This window comes from Bacillus sp. FSL W8-0640, from assembly GCF_038007725.1.
Taxonomy (GTDB): domain Bacteria; phylum Bacillota; class Bacilli; order Bacillales; family Bacillaceae_G; genus Bacillus_A; species Bacillus_A cereus.
On the sequence record NZ_JBBOXT010000001.1, the window covers coordinates 198218 to 221269 of the forward strand.

A 23052-nucleotide genomic window follows, 5' to 3' on the forward strand; every position below is an offset into this window, starting at 1 on the left:
TGTCTATAAGACGAGCAGCTTTTTCTATATATAAAGGGGGTTGGGGAAACAAAGTGTTAAACAAGACCTTGAGCAAGTGTATAAATGAAAGCCGTAAGAAGAGTAGCTCCACTTGCAAGTCCGATAAAGTCTGATTTGTTGAAAGTAATGTTGTTCATTATAATCTCTCCTTATTTGTTTAATGTAGTTGCAACAGCTTTTGCATCGACAAGTGCGGATAGCACCATGCCCATTGTATTTAAAAGTTTATTTGATTTCATATTGTTCATCATGCGTATCCGCTCCTTTTCGAATTGTTGTTGCCCTGCTTATGTCTTAATTATAGGAAATATGTCTACTTGCAACTATCGAATTAGCTTACGAAAGACTTACACTTTTGTAAGAAAAAAAGACATTCGTGTAAGAATGTCTTTCATAGCATATTGATATGATGATGTTCTTCAATTGTTTTTAAAAAACTACGCATTGAATTCGTCATATAGCTATCTTTACGGCGTATGAAAACCGTTGAAATACTGCCGTATTTTTCAGGGATTGCATGACAATGTACCTTACCTGCTTTAGAAAGATGATGGACAGCAGACTGTGGTACGAGTGTAATTCCGAGGCCGAGTGCAACGCTGTTTAATATTGTCTCTAATATATTGAATTCCATAATTCTTTTTGGTAGCAAACCTTCATCTTTAAGCCAACGTTCTAGTTTGGAGCGGTATCCACATCCTTGGTTAAAAACGAGTAGAGGAGTTGTTGTAAATTCTTCTATATGAAAGGCTTTATTTTGTGTTATAAGCATTAATTTCTCTGTACTAACATCGTATTGTTCGATTAGTGGATGTTTAATAGGACCTGATATAAAGGCGCCATCCAATTGATGATCTAGTACTTCTCTAATTAATTCTTCTGTTAGACCCGCTTGTAATGATAAATCGACATTCGGATAGCTTTTATAGTAAGAAGATAAAATGGTAGGCAGTGTACTTACTGTTTCGACTGTACCGATTTTTAATATACCGGAGGGTGTTTCGCTATCTAAAAATACTTGTTTTAGTTCGTCGACATCTTGCAAAATTTTACTAACATAAACGAGCATTTTTCTTCCTTCAGCTGTTAAAGTCATTCCTCGTTTATGGCGGTAAAAGAGTGGGGTTTTTAATTCGTTTTCTAGTTGTTTAATACGTGCAGTTACATTTGATTGTACATAATTTAATTCCTTTGCTGCGCTACTTACACTACCCTGATCGGCAACGCTTTTAAAGATTTGTAAGTCTCGTAATTCCATTTTGTAATCCCCCTTGATGTTAACTATCATTATAAATGATAGTTAACATCATTTTGAATCATTTTACGTGATATATTTTTTCTTTTACAATTCTCTTTGTGCAAATAGAAAGAAACGGGGGATTGCGGTGAGAAGAGGTCAAATGATAATAGGGGCTTTAGCGTGTTTAATTGCGAGTATGTCATGGGGAGCGATGTTTCCAGTTGCTGATCATGCGCTAGAATACATAGATCCATTTTATTTTTCGCTTATTCGCTATGGAGCAGTGGCGATAATGCTGATTGTATTGTTGTTAATGAAAGAAGGAAAACAGGCATTTCGTTTAGAGGGAAGAGGAAAATTACTCGTCTTTTTTGGAACGATGGCATTTACAGTATATAATGTCCTCATATTTTTAGGGCAAATGTTGATGGGTAAGTCGGGTGTAATGGTAGCTTCCATTATGGAAGCACTTATGCCGATGATTTCTATTTGTATTTTATGGGGATATAAGCATAGAAAACCGAAGAAGTATATGATAACGAGTATGGTTATTGCTTTTGTAGGAGCTGTGTTTGTTATTACAAAAGGTGAAATGAGTTTCTTTGTAACATTGAAAGATAATATGTTCCCATTAGCATTTATATTTATTGGTGTTGTAGGCTGGGTTATTTATACGATGGGTGGTCAAACTTGTAGTGATTGGTCAACATTACGTTATTCTACGTTGACGTGTGTATTCGGTGCGACTGTTACAGCGATTATAACGGTAATTATTACGTCGCTTGGATATATTTCAGTTCCGAGTATGGGAACGATTTCTATTGTGAAATATGATTTGTTATTTATGATGACATTGCCAGGTATTGTAGCGCTACTTGCTTGGAACTATGGTGTGAAAATTTTATCATCCATTAATGGGATTTTATTTATTAATTTTGTACCAATTACGACTTTAGCTATTATGATGATGCAAGGGTATCAAATCACAATGTTTGATATTATAGGGACTGTACTTGTTATTGCGGCGCTTATTCGCAATAACGTTTGTCAGAGAAAAGAAGAAAATATAAATAAGAGAGTTTTACAAGAAGAACAATTACGTCAAGCTGTTTAATAGGCAAATGGAGGATTTTACATGTTAGAAAGTTTATTGTTTTTCTTCGCCGTCGGAGTTGCCTGTGAGCTTGCAGCAATTAATCGAAATGGTCGTAAAAAGATAAAACAACAAGCTGAGCTGATACAGCTTTTAAAAGAATTGAAAGAAAGAAAAAATTAAAAAGACGACCGGGCATAGACGGTCGTCTTTTTCTATATAAAGGGGAAAGGGGACACAAAGTTATACAAGCGTAGCAGCGTAAATAAAAGCAGTAAGAAGAAGAGAGCCGCTAGCTAATCCTAAAAAGTCTAATTTGTTAAAAGTGATGTTATTCATAATGAGTTCTCCTTACTTGTTTAATGTAGAAGCAACAGCTTTTGCATCGAAAAGAGCCGATAATACCATGCCCATTGTATGTAAGAAATTGTTCGTTTTCATATTGTTCATCATATCAATCGACTCCTTTTCGAATAGTTGTTGCCCTGTTTCTGACTTAATTGTATGAAATATAGTGAGAAGTAACTATCGAATTAGCTTACAAGAAAATTACACTTTTGTAAGAATTGAAATTTAACAATTCACACTTATTTTTATTACCAACTCCTAAAACTTAGTGTTATAATTGTTGTAAGAATATGATTATACTTCGGATGTTTAGAAAGGAACGAAATAAATGTATAAACCAATTACATTTTTGTTGAAATATATATTTAAAACAGCTGGGAAAGTAGAAGTGCAAGGAAGAGAAAAGCTACCAGAAGGTGGTCCGTATGTTGTTGCGTGTACACATACAAGTTTTATGGATGTATTAATGTTAGCTACAGGGATGTACCCAACTCAAATTCATTACATGGCAAAAAAAGAATTATTTGAAGGGAAATTCAAAAATTGGTTCTTTAAAAATGTAAATGCATTCCCTGTAGATCGCGCGAATCCGGGACCGAGTACACTTAAAATTCCATCACGTTTATTAAAAGAAGGAAAGGTAGTAGGGATTTTTCCAAGTGGAACGAGATCAGCGGAAGATGTTTCATTAAAAGCGGGTGCTGTGACAATTGCGATGCGTTCTAATGTTCCGTTAGTACCAGCAGCTTATGTTGGTCCATCAAGTGTAAAAGAATTAATAAAGGGGAAAAAGGCACAATTGATTTTTGGAGATCCAATTCAAATTGAGGGTGGAGAACAAATAGATCGAAAAACCGCTATGAAAATGATGACAGATCAATTAAATGAGAAGTTTGAGGAGTTAAAAGAAGCTTTGCAATCAAATCAAAAATAAGAAAAGACGACCGGGCATAGACGGTCGTCTTTTCTATTACTATTTATAATAAAGGGGAAAGGGGACACAAAGTTATACAAGCGTAGCGGTGTAAATAAAAGCAGTAAGAAGAAGCGAGCCACTAGCTAGTCCTAAAAAATCTAATTTGTTAAAAGTGATGTTATTCATAATATATTCTCCTTACTTGTTTAATGTAGAAGCAACAGCTTTTGCGTCGATAAGAGCGGAAAATACCATGCCCATTGTATGTAAGAAATTGTTCGTTTTCATTTTGTTCATCATATTAATCCGCTCCTTTTCGAATAGTTGTTACCTTGTCTCTGACTTAATTGTATGAAATGTTGCGGAAATTCACTATCGAATTAGCTTACAGAAAAATTACACTTTTGTAAGAGAAACAAATGAAGGTGTAATGATAAGAAGATTTGACATATGTTCATGAGATTCATTAACTTAAAGATAGAGGTGAGTGCATGGCTAATATTAAAGATATCGCAAAGATGGCGGGAGTTTCAGTTACGACTGTTTCGAGAGTGTTGAATGATCACCCATATGTAAGTGAAGAAAAAAGGAAAGCGGTTATAGAGATAGTTGAGAAATTGAATTACTCGCAAAACGCAAATGCTGTTCATTTATCAAAAGGAAAGACGAATATTGTTGGTGTGATTTTACCGTATATTAATCATCCGTGTTTTGATGCGATGGTGAGCGGAATGATGGAGATTGCGTTAACTCATAATTACAGAGTGTTACTTTGCCAAACGAATTATAATAAAAAAGAAGAAATGAAAAGTTTACATATGTTAAAAACAAAACAATTGGATGGTCTTATTATTTGTTCACGTGCAAATGATTGGGAAACGATAGAACCGTATGCTTCTTACGGCACAATAATTGCTTGTGAAGATAATGATATTTCAAACATCTCAAGTGTATATACGAATCATTCAGCGGCCTTTCAATTAGGAATGGATTATTTGATTGAGAAAGGTTATAAAAAAATTGGCTATTGTACGGGAAGAAAATTAGGGCCGAGTAGTCAAAAGCGTTTTGATGTTTATAAACAGCAATTGCAATCTATAGATGAAGAGGTTAACGAAGAATGGATTTTTACAGAATGTTTTACACTAGAAGATGGTGTAAAAGTGGCTCATAAGTTAAAAGAGATGCAGGATCTTCCTGGAGCATTAATAGTAGCAGGTGATGAAGTTGCGATTGGGGTTATGACAGAGGTTGAAAAATTAGGGATTCAAGTTCCTGAGGATTTAGCGATTATTGGCTTTGATAATCAACCTATCTCGCAAGTGTTACAATTGACAACTATTGATCAAAATTTAAAGGAGATAGGGAAAACTGCTTTTGAAATGTTGCATAGAAAAGTGAATGACGAGAGTTCTAAACAAGAAAAGCTGGAAATTCCATACGAACTTGTGGAACGCTCTACAGTTTAATCTTAATCCGTTATGTGTATAATCGCATAACGGATTATTTTTTTGAAATATCTTTGACAGGAAACGCGTTTCATACTTTATAAAGGAGTTAAACCGGTCTGTAATATCCATGGATTCTTTTCAAGTGTTAAAGCAGTGAATAGAATTTGGAGGAATATGCATGAATGAACTTTTATCGAGTATGAAAAAGTATGTAGATGATGATGAAAAGATTTTGGTTTTTGTGGTAGGGATCTTTGAGAAGGATAATTTCATGTTATGTTATCAACATGGAATTTTTGTTGCCACTACTAGACGCCTCCTGTTTTACGGGAAATTTCCTTACTATCCTTCAACATTTAAAGAGTACTCATATGTGCATATAGATAGCATAGATTTTCATCCGTACTTTGAGTTTACTTGTAATCATGAAACCATTCGCGCTAAGTATATTCAGAAAGGGAATGTGGAGCAATTTGTCCGTGCAGTTAGAGCAAATATGAATAATTAATCAACCCTCTGTTTAAACATAATATTTCAATTTTTAAGAGGGAAAATGCGGAATAAAAACCACTTCTAAACCTCTAGGAGATAGTGATACAATGTCAAATGGGGGGAGGGTATGAACTATGGTTAATCAACGTATAAAGGAAATAACACTAATTACAATTGGTTCATTATTATTCGCAATTGGTATTAATTACTTTGCAATTCCAAACCGTTTATCGGAAGGTGGAATTATTGGTTTAACGGTTGTTACGTACTACTTATTTGATTGGTCACCAGGGATTGTGAATTTTGCTATAAATGCAATTTTACTAGCTATTGGTTATAAATTTTTTGATAAGAAAACAATGATTTATACAATTTTAGGGATTGTAGAAACATCTTTGTTTTTATACGTTACAGAACATATTGAGTATCATGTAAATAGTGATACATTATTAGCAGCTTTATTTGCTGGTTTATTTGTGGGTATTGGATTAGGCTGTATGTTCAAAGCCGGAGGTACATCGGGAGGGTCAGCAATCTTAGCTCGGTTAGCAAATCAATATTTAGGTTGGAGCGTAGGTAAAGGCGTACTAATTATTGATATTGTTGTAATTGCTGGTTCTGTATTTATAATAGGGCAAGAAAAGGCAATGTATACACTTGTAGCTGTGTTCATCGGAGCGAAGGTGATTGATTTCATTGTAGAAGGAATGGATACAAAAACGGCTGTTACGATTATTTCGAATCAACCAGATTTAATTCGTGAAGCTATTACGAAAAATATGACACGCGGTGTTACTGTATTAGAAGGGCGCGGCGGATATACTGGTAAAAATAAAGAAGTTTTATATGTTGTTATTAATAAACAAGAGCTTGTTAAGTTAAAACAAGTTATTAGCCGGGTAGATGAAGATGCTTTCGTTGTTATACATGATGTACGTGATGTACTTGGCGGTGGCTTTAAAGCAAGCTAAAAGGTGAACGAGTAAATTCGTTCACCTTTTTTAATTCTTACAAAAATGTAAGTGTAATGTAATGAGATTCAATAGTAGATTTTATTCCCCCTTTTTAAAATGGATGTATATATATCCTGCAGAGGAGGAATGTTTATTATGAAGAAAAAAATGATCACTACTATAATAGCGATGATAGTGATAGTAGTAATGTTACTGCCTACGAAACTTGGACCGGTTATCGATAAATATAATCCATTTTATAAGACGAAAGAATACTATACGGTTGTGAATACAATTGGTCAGCATATTGGTGATGAGTGGTATGAATTTATTGCATTCGATGAACGTGGTAGAGAGCAGAAAATAAAGAAAACGGTTAAGCATATGTTAAAGAGAGATGAAGCATTAAAGGTTTTTGCAAAAGGACGTTACGGTGAATCGATTGAAGAGATTGAGGTTGCAAATATTCCTATAAATGCGAAGAGTAAACTTTTAACGATGAGATAGTGAAATATACCCCCAGCTATTTTTTGTCGAAAATAAAAATACTGGGTAAGGGTATTTTAGGGGTTAGCAAAAAAGCCTTAGTCCATATAGACTAAGGCTTTTTTATTATATAAAGGGGAAGGGGGTACATTGTAGTAGCATGGGTGAAAGGTATAAGAAGAGTAGCTACTAGCAATGCAATTTGGTTATGTGATTGTTCTTCTTATTTGGCTTACTTTCTAACTTTATTGTACGAAATATAAGTAAGGGAAACTATCGAATTACATTACACATAACTTACAAACATGTAAGTCTTCTGTAATGTAATTCGATAGTTAAAAGATAGTAATTTTCATATAGTGTAACTAGAAAGTCTTAATGTATTACTTTCTGTTTGTAATGAAGAATGAAAAACCAACTAATTTTTAATAATCCTCATCTGAATAAAGATGAGGATCCTTTTTTAAACCTTACAACATTGTAAGGTTTACGTAAGTTAATTCGATAGTAAATTTGTCATATTTTTTGCATAATAGATACAGATAGAAAAATAATTAGGGATCTAGTAAGAAGGGAGAAAAATGGGATGCGTAAAGAAGAAGTAGTGAAGTTACCAATTAAAGATTTCTGTAGCTACTTTACTGTTGCCGTAGTGTGTATTGGATTATTTGATATCATAACAAACTTAATTGTTAAATAATATAGATGCTAAAACAAGAAAGGAAGTCCTTTCTTGTTTTTTTTATGGGGGCATAAAGATGAAATGGATTGATAGTCATATACATGTTGATCAATATAAGGATGAAGAGAAGAACAGATTACTGAAAGAGGTGGAAAATAGTAATGAAATAAAGGGGCTTATTGCTGTATCTATGAATTATCAATCTTGTAAGGAAACGTTATCTTTAGCGAAGAAGTATCCCTTTATATATCCAGCGATAGGGTTTCATCCAGAGCAACAGATTCATAAAGAAGAGTGTGAACAGATTTATAAACTTATTGAACAGAACGCAGAGGAAATTGTTGCGATTGGTGAAGTAGGTTTGCCCTATTATTTGAGGAAAGAAGATGAAAGCATTGCTGTAGATCCATACATAGCTGTATTGAAAAAATTTATAGAACTAGCTAGTAAGTATAATTTGCCGATTATATTACACGCAGTTTATGAAGATGCTGACACTGTATGTGATTTGCTAGAGAAATATAAAGTTTCACGTGCACATTTCCATTGGTTTAAAGGAAGTGATGAAACAATGAAACGGATGATGAAGAATGGTTATTATATTTCGATTACACCGGATGTTTTACATAAGGAGAAGATTAGAAAAATTGTTTCGTATTATCCGCTTGAATATATGATGGTAGAAACAGATGGACCGTGGGAATTTCAAGACGATGTTATGACGCACCCGAGAATGATTCGAGATGTATTAAAGGAAATTAGTGTTATAAAAAACATATCTGTTGATCAGGTTGCAGAAACAATATATGAAAATACCATTCGATTTTACCCCGCTATTTGCCGGGGATTAAGACCCTGACTGATTAAGGTTTCGCTTTATTTGAAAGGATAGGAGAGGTACTCTTATTCTTTTTATTATGGATATTTTTTCTAATTTTTTCTATAATTTATGATATGTTTAATTTGATGAAGGAAGTAGGGGAGAAAATGGGGAAAGCACATAAAAAAATAGCTATTACAATGATGATCGGTGCACTTTCAGTTGCAGCGTTTGGTTGTGAAGCAGAAAAGAAAGCTATAAATCCCAACGCAACGCAAGAAAGTAAAGAAGAACAAATTGATCCAGTAGTTGAAAAACAGATGAAAGAAACTGAGAAAAACGGGAATTCGGTTGGAAACAGTTCTAATAAAGGGAAGATGGCAGAGAGTAATGGATGGGTTTACTATGCGGTAAATGGTGATAAAAATACAGGAGGCATTTATCGTACGAAAGATCAATTTCAGACTTCGGAACGTGTAGTGGAAGGTGTAAATGCTTCTTACATAAATATAAAAAACAAAGCTTTATATTTTATTCATACGGATGAAGAGAAGAATGCGGGATTATCTTCTTTAATGAAGTATGATATATCAAATAAAAAGTTAGATAAGTTAAAAGCGGATATAAATTATGTTTATATAAAAGATCAAACTTTATTTTATCCGAAAAAATATTCTGAGCATGGTGGTTTTGATATTGTAGGGATCGCAAAAATCAATTTGAAGACGGGACAGGAAGAAGAAGCGGCATTTAAAAATTCTGGTTGGTCTCGAACGATAGATGATAGTATTCTACATTGGAATAAAAATCGTGGAACACAAATGACAAAAGATAATAAAACTTGGTCAAAAGAAAATTATGCAACAATATCTAGTGCTACGTATAATAATGAAAAATTATATGCTGTTGTCGACTTTTCGTTACCTTTTGAAACAAATGAAGCTGAGCATGGCATATATGAAATAGACGTTCAACAAAATAATGAAAAGTTATTGGTAAAGGATGCCTTGCAGATGAATGTGAAAGGGGATACTTTTTATTATTTAAAAAAGGATGGAGTATATAAGAAGAAAATAAATGGTGGAAATGAAAAGGTAATTTATAATAAAGCGGTTGAACCAACTAAATCCTATTTATATTTTGTAGCAGGAGATATGTATCTCTATACGGATAATGGAACTATCATGAATTTGGATACAAAGAAATCAAATGAAGTAAAAGATAAGAAGCTAGCAGATAACGTTATGTTACAGAAAGTATGGAATGCACAGAAGGAACTGACTAATGTTCAAATGGCTGCACTAACAGGAAACCCAAAACGAGTAGGGGATTTTTCATACGGGGAATTAGTGAACCCTATTTATAATAAGAAAGATAATTTAGAGACTACGCTATCTACGTACTTCTCAAAATCATTTATAGCACAGTATATGAAGAGTAAATATATTAAAGAGTTAAATGGAAAAATGCACTATGCTATTGGAGATCCAGGGTCAAAAGCAGCAACTAAATTTACAAAAATTATTTCTGCCGAGTTAAAGGATGGGAAAATAAAAGCGCAGGTAGAAACGTATAATGACTATGATAATGTAACGGAAAAAGTAGAAGTTGAATTTATTTATGAAAATAATCAATGGGTTATTAATAACATGCCACGTTTTGGTTTAAGTTAAAAAAACCACCAAGCAGAATGCTTGGTGGTTTTGTATTAGGATTCTAATTTCTTCGCACGTTTTAATAATAAAAGAAAGACAATGATAACGAACCCCAGTATAAGGAAGAAGCCATATTGCTTTATATAATCAATTATGTCATTCGCACTGGTTGGTTTTTCAACGTGAATGCCGTCTTTATTCGTCGTAATATGAATATCTTTCATTTTTACTTCATTCTTTTCCTTTTGTAAATCAATCCACTCTATATTTGGAATACTTTCTAGATCCTTTAATACTTCTTTTAATGGTTTCACACCTAAGTAAGGATGATAGAATGCACCAATAATTCCATCGGATAATTTAGAAACAGATAGAGCACGTTCTTTCATTTTAGCAATAGTTTGTGGCGTATCTTCTTCAATAAATCCGACTGTTTCAGGCAATAGTTTCATTCCATGTAAAAATGACGGAGTACTTGTATAATATGGTGAGTGCATGGATTTCCAAGTTGTATCATTTAACTGTAGTTGTCCTACATAAGTTGAAAAGTACCTTGATAATATTTCATATCCTTTTTGAGACATCGTGTAATGAGGTGCTTCAAAGGCAACAGGATATAGTTTAGCATCTACAAGTTCTTGAATTCCTTTTTCAATATGATCTTTCGTATATTTTCCCTCGAATTCTTCCCCTTTTTTTACATATTGGTTATATGCCTCTATATTTGGAAAGTCATCTTTTGTCTTCGGTTTTTCATGCTTCGGTTGGCGAATTGGTTGATCTGTTTTGACATCCCAGAATTCAAAGCCCTCACCTGTTTCACTGTCATAAAATTGGTGAGTATAACCATGCATAATAATTGCTGCACCATCATCTTGCATAGAGCGTAAAAGATCAACTAGTTCTGGTTTATCTTTTAAATGTATTATCTTTCCTGTATCTGGATCTTTATATACCGGAATAACAGTAATCATGTAAGGCATCTTTTTCTCTTTTAGTAATTCAGCAATTTCTTTCAATTGATTTATATCTGCTGCTGGGTGAACATCCTCAAGACGTAAATAAGCTTCAACTTTATTTTTCGTTGGTTTTTGGCTGAAATAAGAAAATAACATTTCACCGACGTAATGAGACATCCAGTCAAAGAGGTTAGGTGTTGCAACATAATAAGATATTTCATGCTGAACGATTAGTGGGTTAGTGTTATTTGAGCTTAAAGCGTTAGCAAGCACAGTTCCATTCGTATCAAATGATTGAATTAATCGTTCCTCTTCTAAGGTATTTTTAAGCTTCTTTTCTGGATATTCAATTTTATTAACTCGTATATCGTCACTCTTCAATGTAATGAAAGAAAAACGCTTAGATAATTGTTCAACATTTTGTCCTAATACTAATACAGGGCCGGAGAAGTTTTCTAGAAATTGTTTCGTTTCATCAGAAAACGCTTCTTTTGTTTCACCGATATAAACAATATGTGTATAGGAGGATACGTTATTAATTGAAGTTGCTTCTTTTAAGTTTTTTACGGTTATATCATTTGTAAAATGTCCTAATTGAGTATTAAGGATTTGGACATTATTTGAAACTTTATCGTCTTGTGTACTATACAAAACAAGTACTTTTGGTTTTGATGATGTTTGTGCAGAGGTGTAGGTAGGGATGAGTAGTAAAATGCTGAACAAGAGTGTTAGGCATTTTTTCATTTTGTACGCTCCTATTCTATATATAGAGTTCAGTTTACAATTATATACAATAAATGCGTTATAGTCTATGAAAGTTACATTTTTGCACGTATTTACCAGCTGTTTTTTCACAAAATCGGTCTAAAGCATGATGATAATACGTATAGTTATTTGCTATGATAAAAGAGTAATAGAATGTAGGTAATTGTAAAGGGAAGGCTGAAAGGGGACAAATTTCAGCGGAGAAAGAGGTAGAGGTAGTGAAGAAATTCTTTGTAGGATTTTTAGTTGTTCTTGGAGTATATTTATATTTCCAAGGAAAGTCTGAAGGAATGGATAAGCTAGTGAATGGAACAAGCTATGTTGATTCAGAAGAAGCAAAACAGATGAAACAAATCATTATAGAGGAAGCGAAGAAAGTAAATCTTCCGGAATGGATACCTCTTGCAATTGCCGAGCATGAAAGTCGATTAAATCCAAGAAGTGTTGGAGATAATGGAACTTCATTCGGATTGTTTCAACTACACCGCGGCGGCGGGCTTGCACCAGAACATTTAACTGATGATGAGCTGAAAGATCCACGTACAAATGCGCAAATTGCAATGCCGCATTTAATGAAAGGATATAAGCGTGGGGTGCAAAAAGGTTTGACTGATTTTGCATTACTGAAATATATAGCGAATACATCTGGATGGCCAGGGAATTTAGGGCCAGAGTGGACGGATAATAACATGAAGTATAACATCGGACTAGAAGATGTGTACTATCGAAATAAAGGTGTAATAAAGTGAAACTTTAATCAGTGGGGGAGTCTGTTCATCCCCCGCTGATTATTAGTCTTCACCAATCGGGCTTTTACGAGCAGTTAATCTTCCGCCTAAATTCTAGCGTTTTCCGGATTTTGAGGTGGAAGTTTTACTGCTCGTTAATGCGGGGTAAAAGAGTAGGTTTTCTATACCTACTCTGTTTTTTTATGAATAATTTCATCCTTTTCTTTCGTGAAATACTGCGTGAGTTGTATTTTCACCTCTTCTAGTTTTGTAGAAACTTGCGGTATTTTATATCCTACATACAATGGTGAAACGACAAATCTAGGTACAACTTTACAAATGATTTTTCCATTTAAGTAATAGAAGAATAAGTTATAACTACTGCATCCTTTATGGAAATCTATCAGTATGTAACGTACAGTTTGCTGAATGTAATTTGCCATTTCATCTATATATGAAATATTATCAATGATTATATTGAATTCAGTGAAGCCAATAATGGGACGCTCTGAAATATTAAGCTCAATGCGTTCATTTTTTTGAACAATTACCCCTTGAAAATTTTCTTCTTCAATATTTTCAAGATAATCTACATATTTCATTCCGATAATTTGCATGTGTGCATGATGCAAACTTCCACCTGAAAATGGACCGTGATTTTTGTATAAAATTACAGATGCAAATTCTTCGCTCTTCTGTAAGTGTAACCAATGTTGAATAGAAAATTGCATTAATTTTCGCATATGTTCTTCTGTATATGTTGCGATATGATCTTCGCAATTATCCGTTTCAATCAGCACCGTTTGAAATGTATCTTGTAATGTAGGAAATTTATTTTTTAACCAAATAATAGAACTATCAGTTGCTAAAATATCCGTTAAATGTTCTTTATCGCAAAATGGACATGCAGCGCTTCTATTCCGAATACTTTCTGGTTTTTGTTTACCGATATCGTTTAAAAAATATAGTTGTTGTGTATCCATTTGTATATATGCCCCTTTAAAATATGTGTAAAAATCCCGCTTAATACATTCGGGAAAAGGAGAAGGAAATCCTCTAAAGACAATATGGAAAAAATAAAAGACAAGATATCCTCATTACGATAGGGTACCTTGTCTTTTATTTTTTCTCTAATAGTGTGTATGGATAATATAGAACATTTTCATTATTTTTCTTTTTTCTATTTTTTATTGTGTATAAAGTGATTGCTGTGCTTGCAATTATAATAATGGCTTTCTTCATATTCATATACCCCTTTTTATTGTTGGTTTAATTCTTGGATAACTGCTTTTGCATCGACTAAAGCGTGTAAAATCATTTTCACCATGTTCATCATATTTCTTCACTCCTTTTTATAGTTCATTTAGTTCTTTTACAACTGCTTGTCCGTTCACTAATACCTCAAAGATTGCTTTTACGATTTCTTTCATCATGTTTGTTTCCTCCTTGTGTTTGTCACTCTTGTTTTACATCTTTATTGTATAGGGAGGCATCTTTTCGTACTATCGCTTTCCATTGCGTGAACATAACAGTTTTGTAAGATTTGATGTCACTTATTGAAATGTTTAGTCTATCTTCATTATTTTCAGAAAAATGACTATTCAAACATGAAATTGGAAAGTATAATAAAGAAGTAAGTATTAAATTCCGTACGAAAGGGGTGAATGAGATGAAACGTTCTTTAGCTGCGCGTGCCAAATTTTTAGATTTTATCTATTTTTGTCGTGCGATTTTTCATGATGTAGTTGTTAACGGGATACGTATGCCCTTTTTTAACAATTGCATAGTGACTATTGAACGATAGAAATCTCTTCACCCATTTTTAATAAACGTGTGAAAAGGGAGCTATTTGGCTTCCTTTTTCTATGCCGAAAACCATGGGGAATGTTTCTTTCTCATGGTTTTTTATATTGAAAGGAGTACGGAAAATGACTATTTGTAGTGTAAATAATGTAACGAAATCTTTTGGTGGAAACATCATATTTGAAAATATATCGCTTGAAATAAAGAATGGTGAACGTGTTGGGTTAGTTGGTCGTAACGGTAGTGGGAAGACAACAATCTTTGGGCTTCTAACGGGAATGGAGAGTTTGGATGCAGGAGCCATTCATATGAAGAAAGGTACACGTATTGGTCATGTCGCACAAATTCCGAAGTTTGATGAGGCCATGACTGTATATGATGTATTGAGTTCCGCTTTTAAAGTAGAAAAGGAATTAGAAAAAGAAATGCATGCTCTAGAAAAAAATATGGCGGAGGAGCAGGAACAATCTGCTTTGCAAAAGCTAATGGAGAGGTACGGAGTAATTCAAGAAAAATTTGCATTTCTCGGTGGTTATGAAATAGAGGCAAATATAATGAAGGTAGCAAATGGCTTACAAGTCACAAACTTATTTCCAAGAGTATTTACGGAATTAAGTGGAGGAGAACAGACGAAAATAAGCCTTGCATATATGCTATTGCAGAAACCAGATTTACTTCTATTAGATGAACCAACAAATCATTTAGATTTGTTTGCAGTTGAATGGTTAGAGAAATTTTTAAAAGAATATAATGGAACAGTTATGGTTATTTCACACGATCGCTATTTCCTTGATGAAGTTGTAACGAAAATTTTGGATTTGGAAGATGGAGAGATTCACGTGTACCATACGAATTATTCTCAGTTCGTTGAGGAGAAGGAAGAAAGGTTACTTCAAGAGTTTCAAGCTTATCAAGAGCAGCAAAAGAAAATAAAGAAAATGAAAGAAGCAATTAAGCGCCTACGTGAATGGGCAAATCAAGCGAATCCTCCGAATGAAGGATTGCATAAAAGAGCGAGGAATATGGAACGTGCGTTAGAGCGTATAGAGAAATTAAAGAGGCCAATTTTAGAAAGAAAACAGATGGGTCTTCAGTTTGAAGGGCAAGAGAGAAGCGGAAAAGATGTTGTTGTAATGAAAGAAGTGAGTAAAGGTTTTGCTGGCCGATCTTTATTTGAACAAGCGAATTTACATGTTCGTTTTCAAGAGCGTGCTGCTATCGTTGGTCGTAATGGTACAGGGAAGACTACATTATTAAAACTACTATTAGAAGAAATAAATCCAGACGTTGGTGAAATTCGAATTGGTAGTAGTGTCAAAATTGGTTATTTATCACAACATGCATATGAAAATATGAAGAGTAATGTATTGGAAGCATTCAGAGAGAATGTGGCTGTAACAGAAGGAGAAGCAAGACATATATTAGCTAAGTTTTTGTTTTATGGTCCAGCAGTATTTAAGAAAGTAACGCAACTTAGTGGTGGAGAAAAAATGAGATTAAGACTTGCGCAACTTATGTATCAAGACATCAATTTTCTAATTTTAGATGAGCCGACAAACCATCTTGATATTGAATCAAGGGAAGTTTTAGAGGAAGCCCTTGAGCAATATAACGGGACGATTTTAGCTGTTTCACACGATCGATATTTTTTAAATAAGTTATTTGAAAAGACGTACTGGATTGATAGATGCAAATTATTTGAGTTTGCAGGAAACTATGCATGGGCTCGTCAAAAGTGGGAAGAAAAGCTTGAGGAGGAAGTAATAAAGCATAAGCACCATGGAAGAAAAAGTGTTGAAGCAATCTCTATAAAAAAGAAAGATTCTAGAAGTTTTGCGGAGATTGAAAACGAGTTAATGCATATAGAAGAAGATATATATGCATTAGAAAGTGAAATGGAATATGTAGCTGATGTTGAAAAACTTGAAAAATTATATGAGGAAAAAACGAAGAAAGAGTTGTTACGAGCAGATTTATATAATGAATTAGAGAATATGGTGGAGTAATGAGTAGAAAGCCACTTCCTTTCAGTTTTGCTGGAGGAAGTGGCTTTTTTCATAATGATATTTTGCTTTAAAGGTTAAATGAAGCGATGTGTTTCACGTGAAACAGTAACTTAGATAAATCCATTTTCCTCAATTTGCATAGTTTGTGAAACATATGAAAATGATAAGGTGAAAAATAAATGTCATTAGTGGTTTTTCGATAGGAGTAATTACAAAAACAAAGGCTAATTATTTCCCGAGAGATAAAGTGAGGGCTTTTACGGGCACCCCGACCCTGACCTAACTTCTTTTGCTTTCGCTGAATTTTGAGGTGGGGGTCTTACTGCACGGCAAATAGCGGGATAAATATGTGTAACAGAGACTAGTGAATGAAAACAAAAAGAGAGCAAAGTTACAGCTTTATGCGCTGAACTCTGCTCTCTTTTTGCGTGGCATCTTCTCTCGTTGAAATTATAATAGCAATCCCGAGCATGATAAAAAAAGCTAAAAAGAGGACGAACTTTGGGAAGAACGGGAATAGTAATAGCGCTCCGACTATCATAATTGTTAATAATACGTAGTGCAGGACGTATTGGAATAGGTTGTCCATATTTTCGCCCCCTTTTTGGTAATTGGTTATTAGTATTCTATGTTTCATGCTGAAGGAATAGAAGTAGATTTTTAAGTTTTAATACGAATTATAGCTGAGTTTTCTTAAAGTATAAATGTAGAGTGATAATTTTGGAAAAATTCTCAAAATATTTATTTAGAAAGAATTGACAAAACATAATGAACGATATAAGCTAATAACCATAAAGTCTACCGGAAAGGTCGGAATAAGATTGTTACCCCTCAAAAACATCTATTTTTTTCTGATTAAAACCGACTTTTCCGATTGGCTATAAATGTGCTGTGGGAGGCATACATAAGCTAATAAGTTCAAAGGGTATAACTATTAAACAGTTAGGGTGGGGACAATGAAGAAAAAGACAAAAAAATGGGCTGGTGTATTTTCAGTATTACTGAGTAGTTCGCTTGTGTTATCTGCTTGTGGGGGACAGGAGGATACGGCTTCTACAGAGCCGGTTAAGCAGCAGGATTTAAAAAATGTGAAAATTGAAAAGATTGCTGCGACAGATAAAACGAAAGTGCCAGACAAAGCGAAGAATAGAAAAGATACGTTAGTAGTTGGTATTAGTAAGCCAGGCGGCGTATTTTTACCATACTTTCAACAAAATGGTTGGGATGGAAACGTAACTTCAGTTATTTTTGCATCTCTCGTATCAACCGATAAACAAGGGAAACCAATTCCAGAATTAGCTGAGAAGTGGGACGTTTCTTCTGATCAGTTAACATATACATTCCATTTACGTAAAAATTTGAAATTTAGTGATGGATCGCCATTAACGGCGGATGATGTAGCTTTCACATTGACGCTTTTACATGATAAGGCATATGAAGGTGAAGTAGATATCTCTCAATATGCCGTTAAAGGTGGTAAAGAATATAAAGAAGGAAAAGCAACTTCAATTGAAGGTATTCAAGTTGTTGATCCACAAACAATTAAAATTACAACTGAAAAAGTGAATTCACAAGCTATATTTGTTTTAGGAGGTACAGTACTATCAAAAGCTTATTATGGAAAAGATTATAAGCAAAATACAAGCTTAGATTACTTAAAAGATTTATATGGAAAGCCATTAGCTGCGGGTCCATATAAATTTGAAAAGTATATTCCAGGTCAAGAAGTTCGTTTTGTTGCTAACGAAAATTATTATGCGGGTAAACCAAAAATTCAAAACTTTATTTATAAAATTACTTCTGGTGATACGAAGCTTCAGTTATTCCAAACAGGAGAAGTTGACCATACTGGCTTAGGTACCGGTGATGAGGTTCTTGAACAGGCTAAGGCTTTAGAATTCGCAAATATCCAAATCGAAACAGCGCCGTCATTTAGTTATATTTATATGAATAATAATAAGCCTTACTTAAAGGATAAAAAGGTTCGCCAAGCACTTATTTACGGATTAGACCGCAAAAAATATGTTGATACAGCGTTAAAAGGATACGGTACAGTAGCCAATGTACCAATTCATCCAACTTCTTGGGCTTATACGGAAGAAGGAGTTAATAAATACGAATACGATAAAGAAAAAGCGAAAAAATTATTAGATGAAGCAGGGTGGAAAGTTGGTTCGGATGGAATTCGTGAAAAAGATGGTCAAAAATTAAAACTTTCTTATTTCGGTCCAAGTTCGGCTAAAGATAGTGATTTATTAATTCCGATTGCGAAAGAGAATTATAAAGAAATAGGTGTAGAGTTTAATCCTGAATTTATGGACTTTAATACGATGCTTTCTAAGGTAAACAAAGGAGATTATGATTTAGCTTCTGTTTCGACACCGATTACAAGTGACCCGAGTGAAACAGCTGGTGAATATTTGTCTACTGCAAATGAAACTAGTCTTGGTTATAAGAATGCAAAAGTAGATGAGCTAATTCAAAAAGGTATTGAAACTGTAGATATCGAAAAGCGTAAACCTATTTATAAAGAATTGTATAAAGAATTAAGTGATGATCCACCAGTAATTCTATTAAACTACCGTAGAACAATTACTGGTTATAACGGGAATATAAAAGGAATTGATCCTGAAAAGTACAACAGTATTAGTGCAAACTTACCAGTATTATCATTTGAAAAATAACGATAAGAATGTATAAGTAGAAGACATTTTTTCATTCGGTTAGTAATGTGCCGCTTTGAAAAAATGTTCTTCTATTTTAAGCATAAGATTGGAGAGAAAAAGGGTGAAAACATATATTGTTCGTAGGTTGTTACAAATGATTCCTACACTGCTTGGTACATCAATTATTATCTTCGTCCTGTTCGCACTTCTTCCTGGGGATTATATTGATTCAAACCCGAAAATTACACCGGAAAGAGCAGCTGAACTGAGGGAATTATATGGGTTGAACAAACCGATTGTTGAGCGTTATTTTCATTGGTTAGGTAATGCATTGCAAGGGGACTTTGGCTTCTCGCTTCAATATCAAGAGCCTGTAACGTCATTATTAAATAAATTTATTTGGAATTCTTTTAGTGTAGCAATTATTGCATTGTTTTTTATTTGGCTAATTGCACTTATTATCGGTGTATTCTCGGCGACGAAGCAACATTCTTTATTCGATAAACTTGTAACAATCGGTGTTTTTGCAGCAATGTCATTTCCTTCATTCTTTATCGGCTTGTTTTTAATTAAGGTGTTTGCGGTTGACTTTAAGTTATTACCGATAGGTGGAATGATTGATGTTGGCAGTAATTCAACAGGATTTGCTTACGTGATAGAAGTTGCAAAACATATGATTTTACCAGTATTTATTTTGACACTTCTTGGGGTCGGCTCGCTAACTCGGTATTTTAGAACAAGTATGTTAGAGGTTGTAAGACAAGATTACATACGAACAGCAAGAGCGAAAGGTTTGAAGGAGAAGACGGTTATTTATAAGCATGCATTAAAAAATGCAATATTACCAGCAATTACGTTATTAGCATTTGAATTACCGGGATTGTTTTCTGGGGCAATTATTATTGAACAAATTTTTAACTGGCCAGGGATTGGTAATATTCAATTAGAAGCATTAAATTTCCGTGACTATACAGTATTGATGGCATTTACGATGTTTCTTTCTTGTTTAACAATCGTTTCAAACTTTTTAGCAGATATCGTATATGCAGTTGTTGATCCAAGAATTCGGTTGAAGTAAGGGGGGAAAGAAATGGAGACTGTTACAGTAATTACAGAAAAAAAAGAAAAAAAGAGCAGAAGCGAATCATCACCATGGCGACAAGCTTTTAAAAAGATAAAGAAAAATAAGATGGCACTTGTAGGGTTTTATGCATTAATTTTTATGTTTTTATTTTGTTTTATCGGTCCGTTCTTTTCTCCATATGCATCAGGGAAAATACAAGTTGCGCTCATTAACAAACCACCTAGTGTTTCTCATTGGCTTGGTACAGATCAATTAGGAAGAGATATTTTAACAAGGCTTATGCAAGCGGGACGTATTTCATTAACCATTGGTTTAGCTTCAATGGTTTTATCGGTTATACTTGGAGCTTTATTAGGAGCGATTGCAGGTTTTTATCGTGGTATTGTGGACAATATTATTATGCGGCTTGCAGATATTTTAATGTCAATGCCAGGATTACCGCTACTTATTATAATGGGTGCGATTTTATCAGAGTGGAAAGTACCGTCTGATTATCGTTTGTATGTCATTATGATTATTTTAAGTCTAGTAGGTTGGCCAGGGCTTGCACGCCTTGTAAGAGGGCAAATTTTATCACTTAGGGAGCAAGCATTTATGCAAGCTGCGGATGTGTTAGGAATAAAAGATTACCGGAAAATTATATATCACTTAATACCTAATGTTTTACCCATTTTAATTGTTGTATCCACATTAGGTGTTGCAGGTTCTATTTTGGGAGAATCCGCACTAAGTTACTTAGGTCTTGGAGTCGTTCCACCTACACCATCATGGGGGAACATGATTAGCGCAGCTAACTCATTAATCGATTTCCAAAAGCGTCCATGGTTATGGATTCCGCCCGGTTTTGCAATCTTTATAACAGTTGTATCAATTAATTTACTTGGTGATGCACTTCGTGATGCGTTAGATCCAAAGATGAGACGGTAGGTGAGAAGATATGAGTAAAGCGGTAGTAGAGCTGAAAGACTTACAAACACATTTTCAAACTGACGAGGGGACAGTGAAGGCTGTGAACCATGTTAGCTTTGCGGTTCGAGAAGGGGAAACAGTTTGTGTAGTAGGAGAATCAGGTTGCGGAAAGAGTGTAACAGCTTTATCTATTATGGGGCTTATTGCTGAATCTGGTAGTGTAGTGGGTGGAGACATTTTATATGAAGGAAAAAGTCTTTTAGGAATGAAAGAGAAAGAACTTCGTAGTTTACGAGGCAATGATATTGCAATGATTTTCCAAGAACCGATGACATCGCTAAACCCCGTCTTCACTGTAGGGGAGCAAATTGTAGAAACGTTAAGAGAGCATGAATTACTTAGTAAAAATGAAGCATATAAGAAGGCAATTGAGTTAATTCGTAAAGTTGGCATAGCCCGCGCTGATGAAATCGTCCACTCTTATCCGCATGAACTGAGCGGTGGGATGTTACAACGTATTATGATTGCTGTTGCGCTTAGTTGTAATCCTAAGTTATTAATTGCAGATGAACCAACAACAGCTCTTGATGTTACCATTCAGGCTCAAATATTGGATCTACTAAGACAAGTGAAAGAAGAATTTAAAACGTCGATTTTATTAATTACACATGACTTAGGTGTCGTAGCGGAAATGGCTGATTATGTTGTCGTTATGTATGGCGGGAAAGTTATTGAAGAAGCCCCAGTACTAGAGATATTCCAAAATCCAAAACATCCTTATACGAAAGGATTATTGAAATCAAAACCAGTAATGGGAAAACGAATAGATAAACTATATTCTATTCCAGGGCAAGTTCCGAATTTAGTTGGTTTAGGTGAATTTTGTTACTTTAGTGGGCGTTGTGAGCATTGTATGGAAATATGTGAAAAAGAAGCCCCAAATCTAAATGTAAATGATGAAAATCATAAAGTAGCTTGCTGGTTATATGAGGAGCGTGCGGAACAATGAGTGAACCATTATTAGAGGTGAAAAACCTAAAGGCATATTTTCCAATTAAGGGTGGCGTATTTAGTAGAACAATTGGGCATGTAAAAGCAGTTGATGGAGTAAGTTTTACTATTAATAAAGGTGAAGTGTTTGGTCTCGTTGGTGAATCAGGGAGCGGGAAAACAACAATAGGAAAAACAATTTTACGCCTCGTTCAAAAAACGGAGGGAGAAGTGAAGTTTAAAGGAAAAGATGTTCATTCTTTATCCAAGGATGAATTAAGAAAACATCGCCCTAATATGCAGCTCGTTTTCCAAGATCCATTTAGCTCATTAAATCCGAGAATGAGAATTGGAGAAGCGCTTGGAGAGCCAATGTTGGCCCACGGATTAGCAACGAAAGAAAATGTGCGTGAAAAGGTAATTGAAGTATTGGAGTTATGTGGATTAGCTCCTTATCATATTGACCGGTATCCCCATGAGTTTTCTGGTGGACAACGTCAGCGTATCGTAATCGCAAGAGCTATGGTATTAAATCCAGAATTCATTGTAGCTGATGAACCTGTAGCGGCACTAGATGTATCTATCCAAGCACAAATTATTAATTTATTTAGTGAGTTACAGGAGAAAAAGGGATTATCTTATTTATTCATTTCGCATGATTTAAGTGTAGTAGAACATTTATGTACGAAAATCGGAATTATGTATTTAGGTACGATTGTGGAGACAGCACCGCGTGATGAGTTATTTACCAATCCGCTACATCCTTATACGAAAGCATTGTTATCAGCTGTTCCAATACCAGATCCAACAGTGAAGCGAGAACGAATTATACTAGAAGGGGATATTCCAAGTCCAGCAAATCCACCTTCGGGCTGTCGTTTTCATACACGTTGCCCATTTGCAACGGATGTTTGTAAAAAAACAGTACCAGAATTCCGTAATGTTGGTGTAGAGCATTTTGTTGCTTGTCATCACGTATAAAAAA

Annotated in this window: 25 protein-coding genes; 17 read left to right on the forward strand and 8 right to left on the reverse strand. The window is 34.4% G+C overall.

Translation table 11 applies throughout. From position 1 onward, the window contains the following. Positions 1 to 56: 56 nt before the first annotated feature. Together N2V80_RS01135 and N2V80_RS01140 are read right to left on the reverse strand one after the other, a co-directional pair. The gene (locus N2V80_RS01135) at positions 57 to 158 is read right to left on the reverse strand and encodes a DUF3948 family protein (RefSeq protein ID WP_001060018.1); all 102 of its coding nucleotides are present in this window, start codon (positions 156 to 158) and stop codon (positions 57 to 59) included. A gap of 254 nt (positions 159 to 412) precedes the next feature. Then, a complete protein-coding gene (locus tag N2V80_RS01140) occupies positions 413 to 1279 on the reverse strand; it encodes a LysR family transcriptional regulator (RefSeq protein ID WP_000423032.1) in 867 nt (288 codons plus the stop codon). Positions 1280 to 1406: 127 nt separating this feature from the next. Between N2V80_RS01140 and N2V80_RS01145 the strand changes: the two genes are divergently transcribed. Together N2V80_RS01145 and N2V80_RS01150 are read left to right on the forward strand one after the other, a co-directional pair. Next, positions 1407 to 2375 carry a DMT family transporter gene (locus tag N2V80_RS01145; RefSeq protein ID WP_061654875.1) on the forward strand — a complete coding sequence of 323 codons (969 nt, stop codon included), beginning with the start codon at positions 1407 to 1409 and terminating at the stop codon, positions 2373 to 2375. Between the two features lie 21 nt (positions 2376 to 2396). Further along, positions 2397 to 2537 carry a YrzO family protein gene (locus N2V80_RS01150; RefSeq protein ID WP_000894065.1) on the forward strand — a complete coding sequence of 47 codons (141 nt, stop codon included), beginning with the start codon at positions 2397 to 2399 and terminating at the stop codon, positions 2535 to 2537. 60 nt (positions 2538 to 2597) lie between these two features. Here the strand turns inward: N2V80_RS01150 and N2V80_RS01155 are convergent, their stop codons facing one another. Continuing rightward, entirely contained in the window at positions 2598 to 2693 is a 96-nt protein-coding gene (locus tag N2V80_RS01155; RefSeq protein ID WP_001060007.1) for a DUF3948 family protein, read from the reverse strand. Between the two features lie 337 nt (positions 2694 to 3030). Here N2V80_RS01155 and N2V80_RS01160 point away from each other — a divergent pair, with 337 nt between their 5' ends. After that, complete coding sequence (locus tag N2V80_RS01160; RefSeq protein ID WP_000277779.1) at positions 3031 to 3636, forward strand: lysophospholipid acyltransferase family protein; 606 nt, start codon at positions 3031 to 3033, stop codon at positions 3634 to 3636. Between the two features lie 72 nt (positions 3637 to 3708). Here the strand turns inward: N2V80_RS01160 and N2V80_RS01165 are convergent, their stop codons facing one another. Further along, positions 3709 to 3804, reverse strand: a complete 96-nt coding sequence (locus N2V80_RS01165) for a DUF3948 family protein (RefSeq protein ID WP_001060008.1) — start codon at positions 3802 to 3804, stop codon at positions 3709 to 3711. A 305-nt stretch (positions 3805 to 4109) separates the two neighbouring features. Here N2V80_RS01165 and N2V80_RS01170 point away from each other — a divergent pair, with 305 nt between their 5' ends. The 6 genes from N2V80_RS01170 (at position 4110) to N2V80_RS01195 (ending at position 10175) form a co-directional block, all read left to right on the forward strand. After that, positions 4110 to 5087: a LacI family DNA-binding transcriptional regulator gene (locus tag N2V80_RS01170; RefSeq protein ID WP_001273899.1), complete on the forward strand. Its 978-nt coding sequence runs from the start codon at positions 4110 to 4112 to the stop codon at positions 5085 to 5087. Positions 5088 to 5247: 160 nt separating this feature from the next. Next, on the forward strand, positions 5248 to 5577 hold the full coding sequence (locus N2V80_RS01175; protein ID WP_001004251.1) for a PH domain-containing protein: 330 nt from the start codon (positions 5248 to 5250) through the stop codon (positions 5575 to 5577). A gap of 118 nt (positions 5578 to 5695) precedes the next feature. Continuing rightward, entirely contained in the window at positions 5696 to 6532 is an 837-nt protein-coding gene (locus N2V80_RS01180) for a YitT family protein (protein ID WP_000248040.1), read from the forward strand. 138 nt (positions 6533 to 6670) lie between these two features. Continuing rightward, the gene (locus tag N2V80_RS01185) at positions 6671 to 7021 is read left to right on the forward strand and encodes a YxeA family protein (protein WP_061654874.1); all 351 of its coding nucleotides are present in this window, start codon (positions 6671 to 6673) and stop codon (positions 7019 to 7021) included. A gap of 737 nt (positions 7022 to 7758) precedes the next feature. Further along, complete coding sequence (locus N2V80_RS01190) at positions 7759 to 8541, forward strand: TatD family hydrolase (RefSeq protein WP_000871064.1); 783 nt, start codon at positions 7759 to 7761, stop codon at positions 8539 to 8541. A gap of 128 nt (positions 8542 to 8669) precedes the next feature. Further along, on the forward strand, positions 8670 to 10175 hold the full coding sequence (locus N2V80_RS01195; protein ID WP_061654873.1) for a DL-endopeptidase inhibitor IseA family protein: 1506 nt from the start codon (positions 8670 to 8672) through the stop codon (positions 10173 to 10175). Positions 10176 to 10210: 35 nt separating this feature from the next. Here the strand turns inward: N2V80_RS01195 and N2V80_RS01200 are convergent, their stop codons facing one another. Then, entirely contained in the window at positions 10211 to 11860 is a 1650-nt protein-coding gene (locus tag N2V80_RS01200; RefSeq protein ID WP_000710609.1) for a DUF2334 domain-containing protein, read from the reverse strand. A 239-nt stretch (positions 11861 to 12099) separates the two neighbouring features. Between N2V80_RS01200 and N2V80_RS01205 the strand changes: the two genes are divergently transcribed. Further along, complete coding sequence (locus tag N2V80_RS01205) at positions 12100 to 12630, forward strand: transglycosylase SLT domain-containing protein (RefSeq protein ID WP_000713248.1); 531 nt, start codon at positions 12100 to 12102, stop codon at positions 12628 to 12630. Between the two features lie 167 nt (positions 12631 to 12797). Here N2V80_RS01205 and N2V80_RS01210 read toward each other — a convergent pair whose 3' ends face one another. Further along, entirely contained in the window at positions 12798 to 13592 is a 795-nt protein-coding gene (locus N2V80_RS01210) for a DUF4931 domain-containing protein (protein ID WP_048567476.1), read from the reverse strand. Between the two features lie 136 nt (positions 13593 to 13728). Further along, the gene (locus tag N2V80_RS01215; protein ID WP_001998915.1) at positions 13729 to 13857 is read right to left on the reverse strand and encodes a hypothetical protein; all 129 of its coding nucleotides are present in this window, start codon (positions 13855 to 13857) and stop codon (positions 13729 to 13731) included. A 421-nt stretch (positions 13858 to 14278) separates the two neighbouring features. On the opposite strand from N2V80_RS01215, the gene N2V80_RS01220 reads away from it, so the two are divergent. Both N2V80_RS01220 and abc-f read left to right on the forward strand, forming a co-directional pair. Then, entirely contained in the window at positions 14279 to 14413 is a 135-nt protein-coding gene (locus N2V80_RS01220) for an RAxF-45 family protein (RefSeq protein WP_000830643.1), read from the forward strand. A gap of 124 nt (positions 14414 to 14537) precedes the next feature. Further along, positions 14538 to 16418 (forward strand): ribosomal protection-like ABC-F family protein, encoded by a 1881-nt coding sequence (abc-f, locus tag N2V80_RS01225; protein ID WP_000150883.1) that lies wholly within the window; start codon positions 14538 to 14540, stop codon positions 16416 to 16418. Between the two features lie 391 nt (positions 16419 to 16809). Here abc-f and N2V80_RS01230 read toward each other — a convergent pair whose 3' ends face one another. Continuing rightward, entirely contained in the window at positions 16810 to 17007 is a 198-nt protein-coding gene (locus N2V80_RS01230) for a hypothetical protein (protein ID WP_000369253.1), read from the reverse strand. A gap of 367 nt (positions 17008 to 17374) precedes the next feature. Between N2V80_RS01230 and N2V80_RS01235 the strand changes: the two genes are divergently transcribed. The 5 genes from N2V80_RS01235 (at position 17375) to N2V80_RS01255 (ending at position 23048) form a co-directional block, all read left to right on the forward strand. Beyond that, positions 17375 to 19102 (forward strand): ABC transporter substrate-binding protein, encoded by a 1728-nt coding sequence (locus tag N2V80_RS01235; RefSeq protein WP_000730688.1) that lies wholly within the window; start codon positions 17375 to 17377, stop codon positions 19100 to 19102. A gap of 103 nt (positions 19103 to 19205) precedes the next feature. Further along, positions 19206 to 20162, forward strand: coding sequence for an ABC transporter permease (locus N2V80_RS01240; RefSeq protein WP_000860748.1), 957 nt, complete (start codon positions 19206 to 19208; stop codon positions 20160 to 20162). A 12-nt stretch (positions 20163 to 20174) separates the two neighbouring features. Continuing rightward, positions 20175 to 21095 carry an oligopeptide ABC transporter permease gene (gene opp4C, locus N2V80_RS01245; RefSeq protein WP_000451080.1) on the forward strand — a complete coding sequence of 307 codons (921 nt, stop codon included), beginning with the start codon at positions 20175 to 20177 and terminating at the stop codon, positions 21093 to 21095. A 10-nt stretch (positions 21096 to 21105) separates the two neighbouring features. Continuing rightward, positions 21106 to 22086, forward strand: coding sequence for an ABC transporter ATP-binding protein (locus N2V80_RS01250; protein ID WP_000030767.1), 981 nt, complete (start codon positions 21106 to 21108; stop codon positions 22084 to 22086). Beyond that, positions 22083 to 23048 (forward strand): ABC transporter ATP-binding protein, encoded by a 966-nt coding sequence (locus tag N2V80_RS01255; RefSeq protein WP_001294485.1) that lies wholly within the window; start codon positions 22083 to 22085, stop codon positions 23046 to 23048. The genes N2V80_RS01250 and N2V80_RS01255 overlap by 4 nt, the downstream gene beginning before the upstream one ends. The last annotated feature ends 4 nt before the right edge of the window (positions 23049 to 23052 follow it).

Excerpts from the sequence above, each read along its gene's own strand:
- N2V80_RS01200 (WP_000710609.1), bottom strand. The coding sequence starts at position 11,860 with ATGAAAAAATGCCTAACACTCTTGTTCAGCATTTTACTACTCATCCCT.
- N2V80_RS01155 (WP_001060007.1), bottom strand. The coding sequence starts at position 2,693 with ATGAATAACATCACTTTTAACAAATTAGACTTTTTAGGATTAGCTAGC.
- N2V80_RS01215 (WP_001998915.1), bottom strand. The coding sequence starts at position 13,857 with ATGAATATGAAGAAAGCCATTATTATAATTGCAAGCACAGCAATCACT.
- N2V80_RS01195 (WP_061654873.1), top strand. The coding sequence starts at position 8,670 with ATGGGGAAAGCACATAAAAAAATAGCTATTACAATGATGATCGGTGCA.
- N2V80_RS01170 (WP_001273899.1), top strand. The coding sequence starts at position 4,110 with ATGGCTAATATTAAAGATATCGCAAAGATGGCGGGAGTTTCAGTTACG.
- N2V80_RS01180 (WP_000248040.1), top strand. The coding sequence starts at position 5,696 with ATGGTTAATCAACGTATAAAGGAAATAACACTAATTACAATTGGTTCA.
- N2V80_RS01175 (WP_001004251.1), top strand. The coding sequence starts at position 5,248 with ATGAATGAACTTTTATCGAGTATGAAAAAGTATGTAGATGATGATGAA.
- N2V80_RS01210 (WP_048567476.1), bottom strand. The coding sequence starts at position 13,592 with ATGGATACACAACAACTATATTTTTTAAACGATATCGGTAAACAAAAA.
- N2V80_RS01235 (WP_000730688.1), top strand. The coding sequence starts at position 17,375 with ATGAAGAAAAAGACAAAAAAATGGGCTGGTGTATTTTCAGTATTACTG.
- N2V80_RS01150 (WP_000894065.1), top strand. The coding sequence starts at position 2,397 with ATGTTAGAAAGTTTATTGTTTTTCTTCGCCGTCGGAGTTGCCTGTGAG.
- N2V80_RS01255 (WP_001294485.1), top strand. The coding sequence starts at position 22,083 with ATGAGTGAACCATTATTAGAGGTGAAAAACCTAAAGGCATATTTTCCA.
- N2V80_RS01220 (WP_000830643.1), top strand. The coding sequence starts at position 14,279 with ATGAAACGTTCTTTAGCTGCGCGTGCCAAATTTTTAGATTTTATCTAT.
- N2V80_RS01160 (WP_000277779.1), top strand. The coding sequence starts at position 3,031 with ATGTATAAACCAATTACATTTTTGTTGAAATATATATTTAAAACAGCT.
- abc-f (WP_000150883.1), top strand. The coding sequence starts at position 14,538 with ATGACTATTTGTAGTGTAAATAATGTAACGAAATCTTTTGGTGGAAAC.
- opp4C (WP_000451080.1), top strand. The coding sequence starts at position 20,175 with ATGGAGACTGTTACAGTAATTACAGAAAAAAAAGAAAAAAAGAGCAGA.
- N2V80_RS01140 (WP_000423032.1), bottom strand. The coding sequence starts at position 1,279 with ATGGAATTACGAGACTTACAAATCTTTAAAAGCGTTGCCGATCAGGGT.
- N2V80_RS01230 (WP_000369253.1), bottom strand. The coding sequence starts at position 17,007 with ATGGACAACCTATTCCAATACGTCCTGCACTACGTATTATTAACAATT.
- N2V80_RS01250 (WP_000030767.1), top strand. The coding sequence starts at position 21,106 with ATGAGTAAAGCGGTAGTAGAGCTGAAAGACTTACAAACACATTTTCAA.
- N2V80_RS01135 (WP_001060018.1), bottom strand. The coding sequence starts at position 158 with ATGAACAACATTACTTTCAACAAATCAGACTTTATCGGACTTGCAAGT.
- N2V80_RS01190 (WP_000871064.1), top strand. The coding sequence starts at position 7,759 with ATGAAATGGATTGATAGTCATATACATGTTGATCAATATAAGGATGAA.
- N2V80_RS01165 (WP_001060008.1), bottom strand. The coding sequence starts at position 3,804 with ATGAATAACATCACTTTTAACAAATTAGATTTTTTAGGACTAGCTAGT.
- N2V80_RS01185 (WP_061654874.1), top strand. The coding sequence starts at position 6,671 with ATGAAGAAAAAAATGATCACTACTATAATAGCGATGATAGTGATAGTA.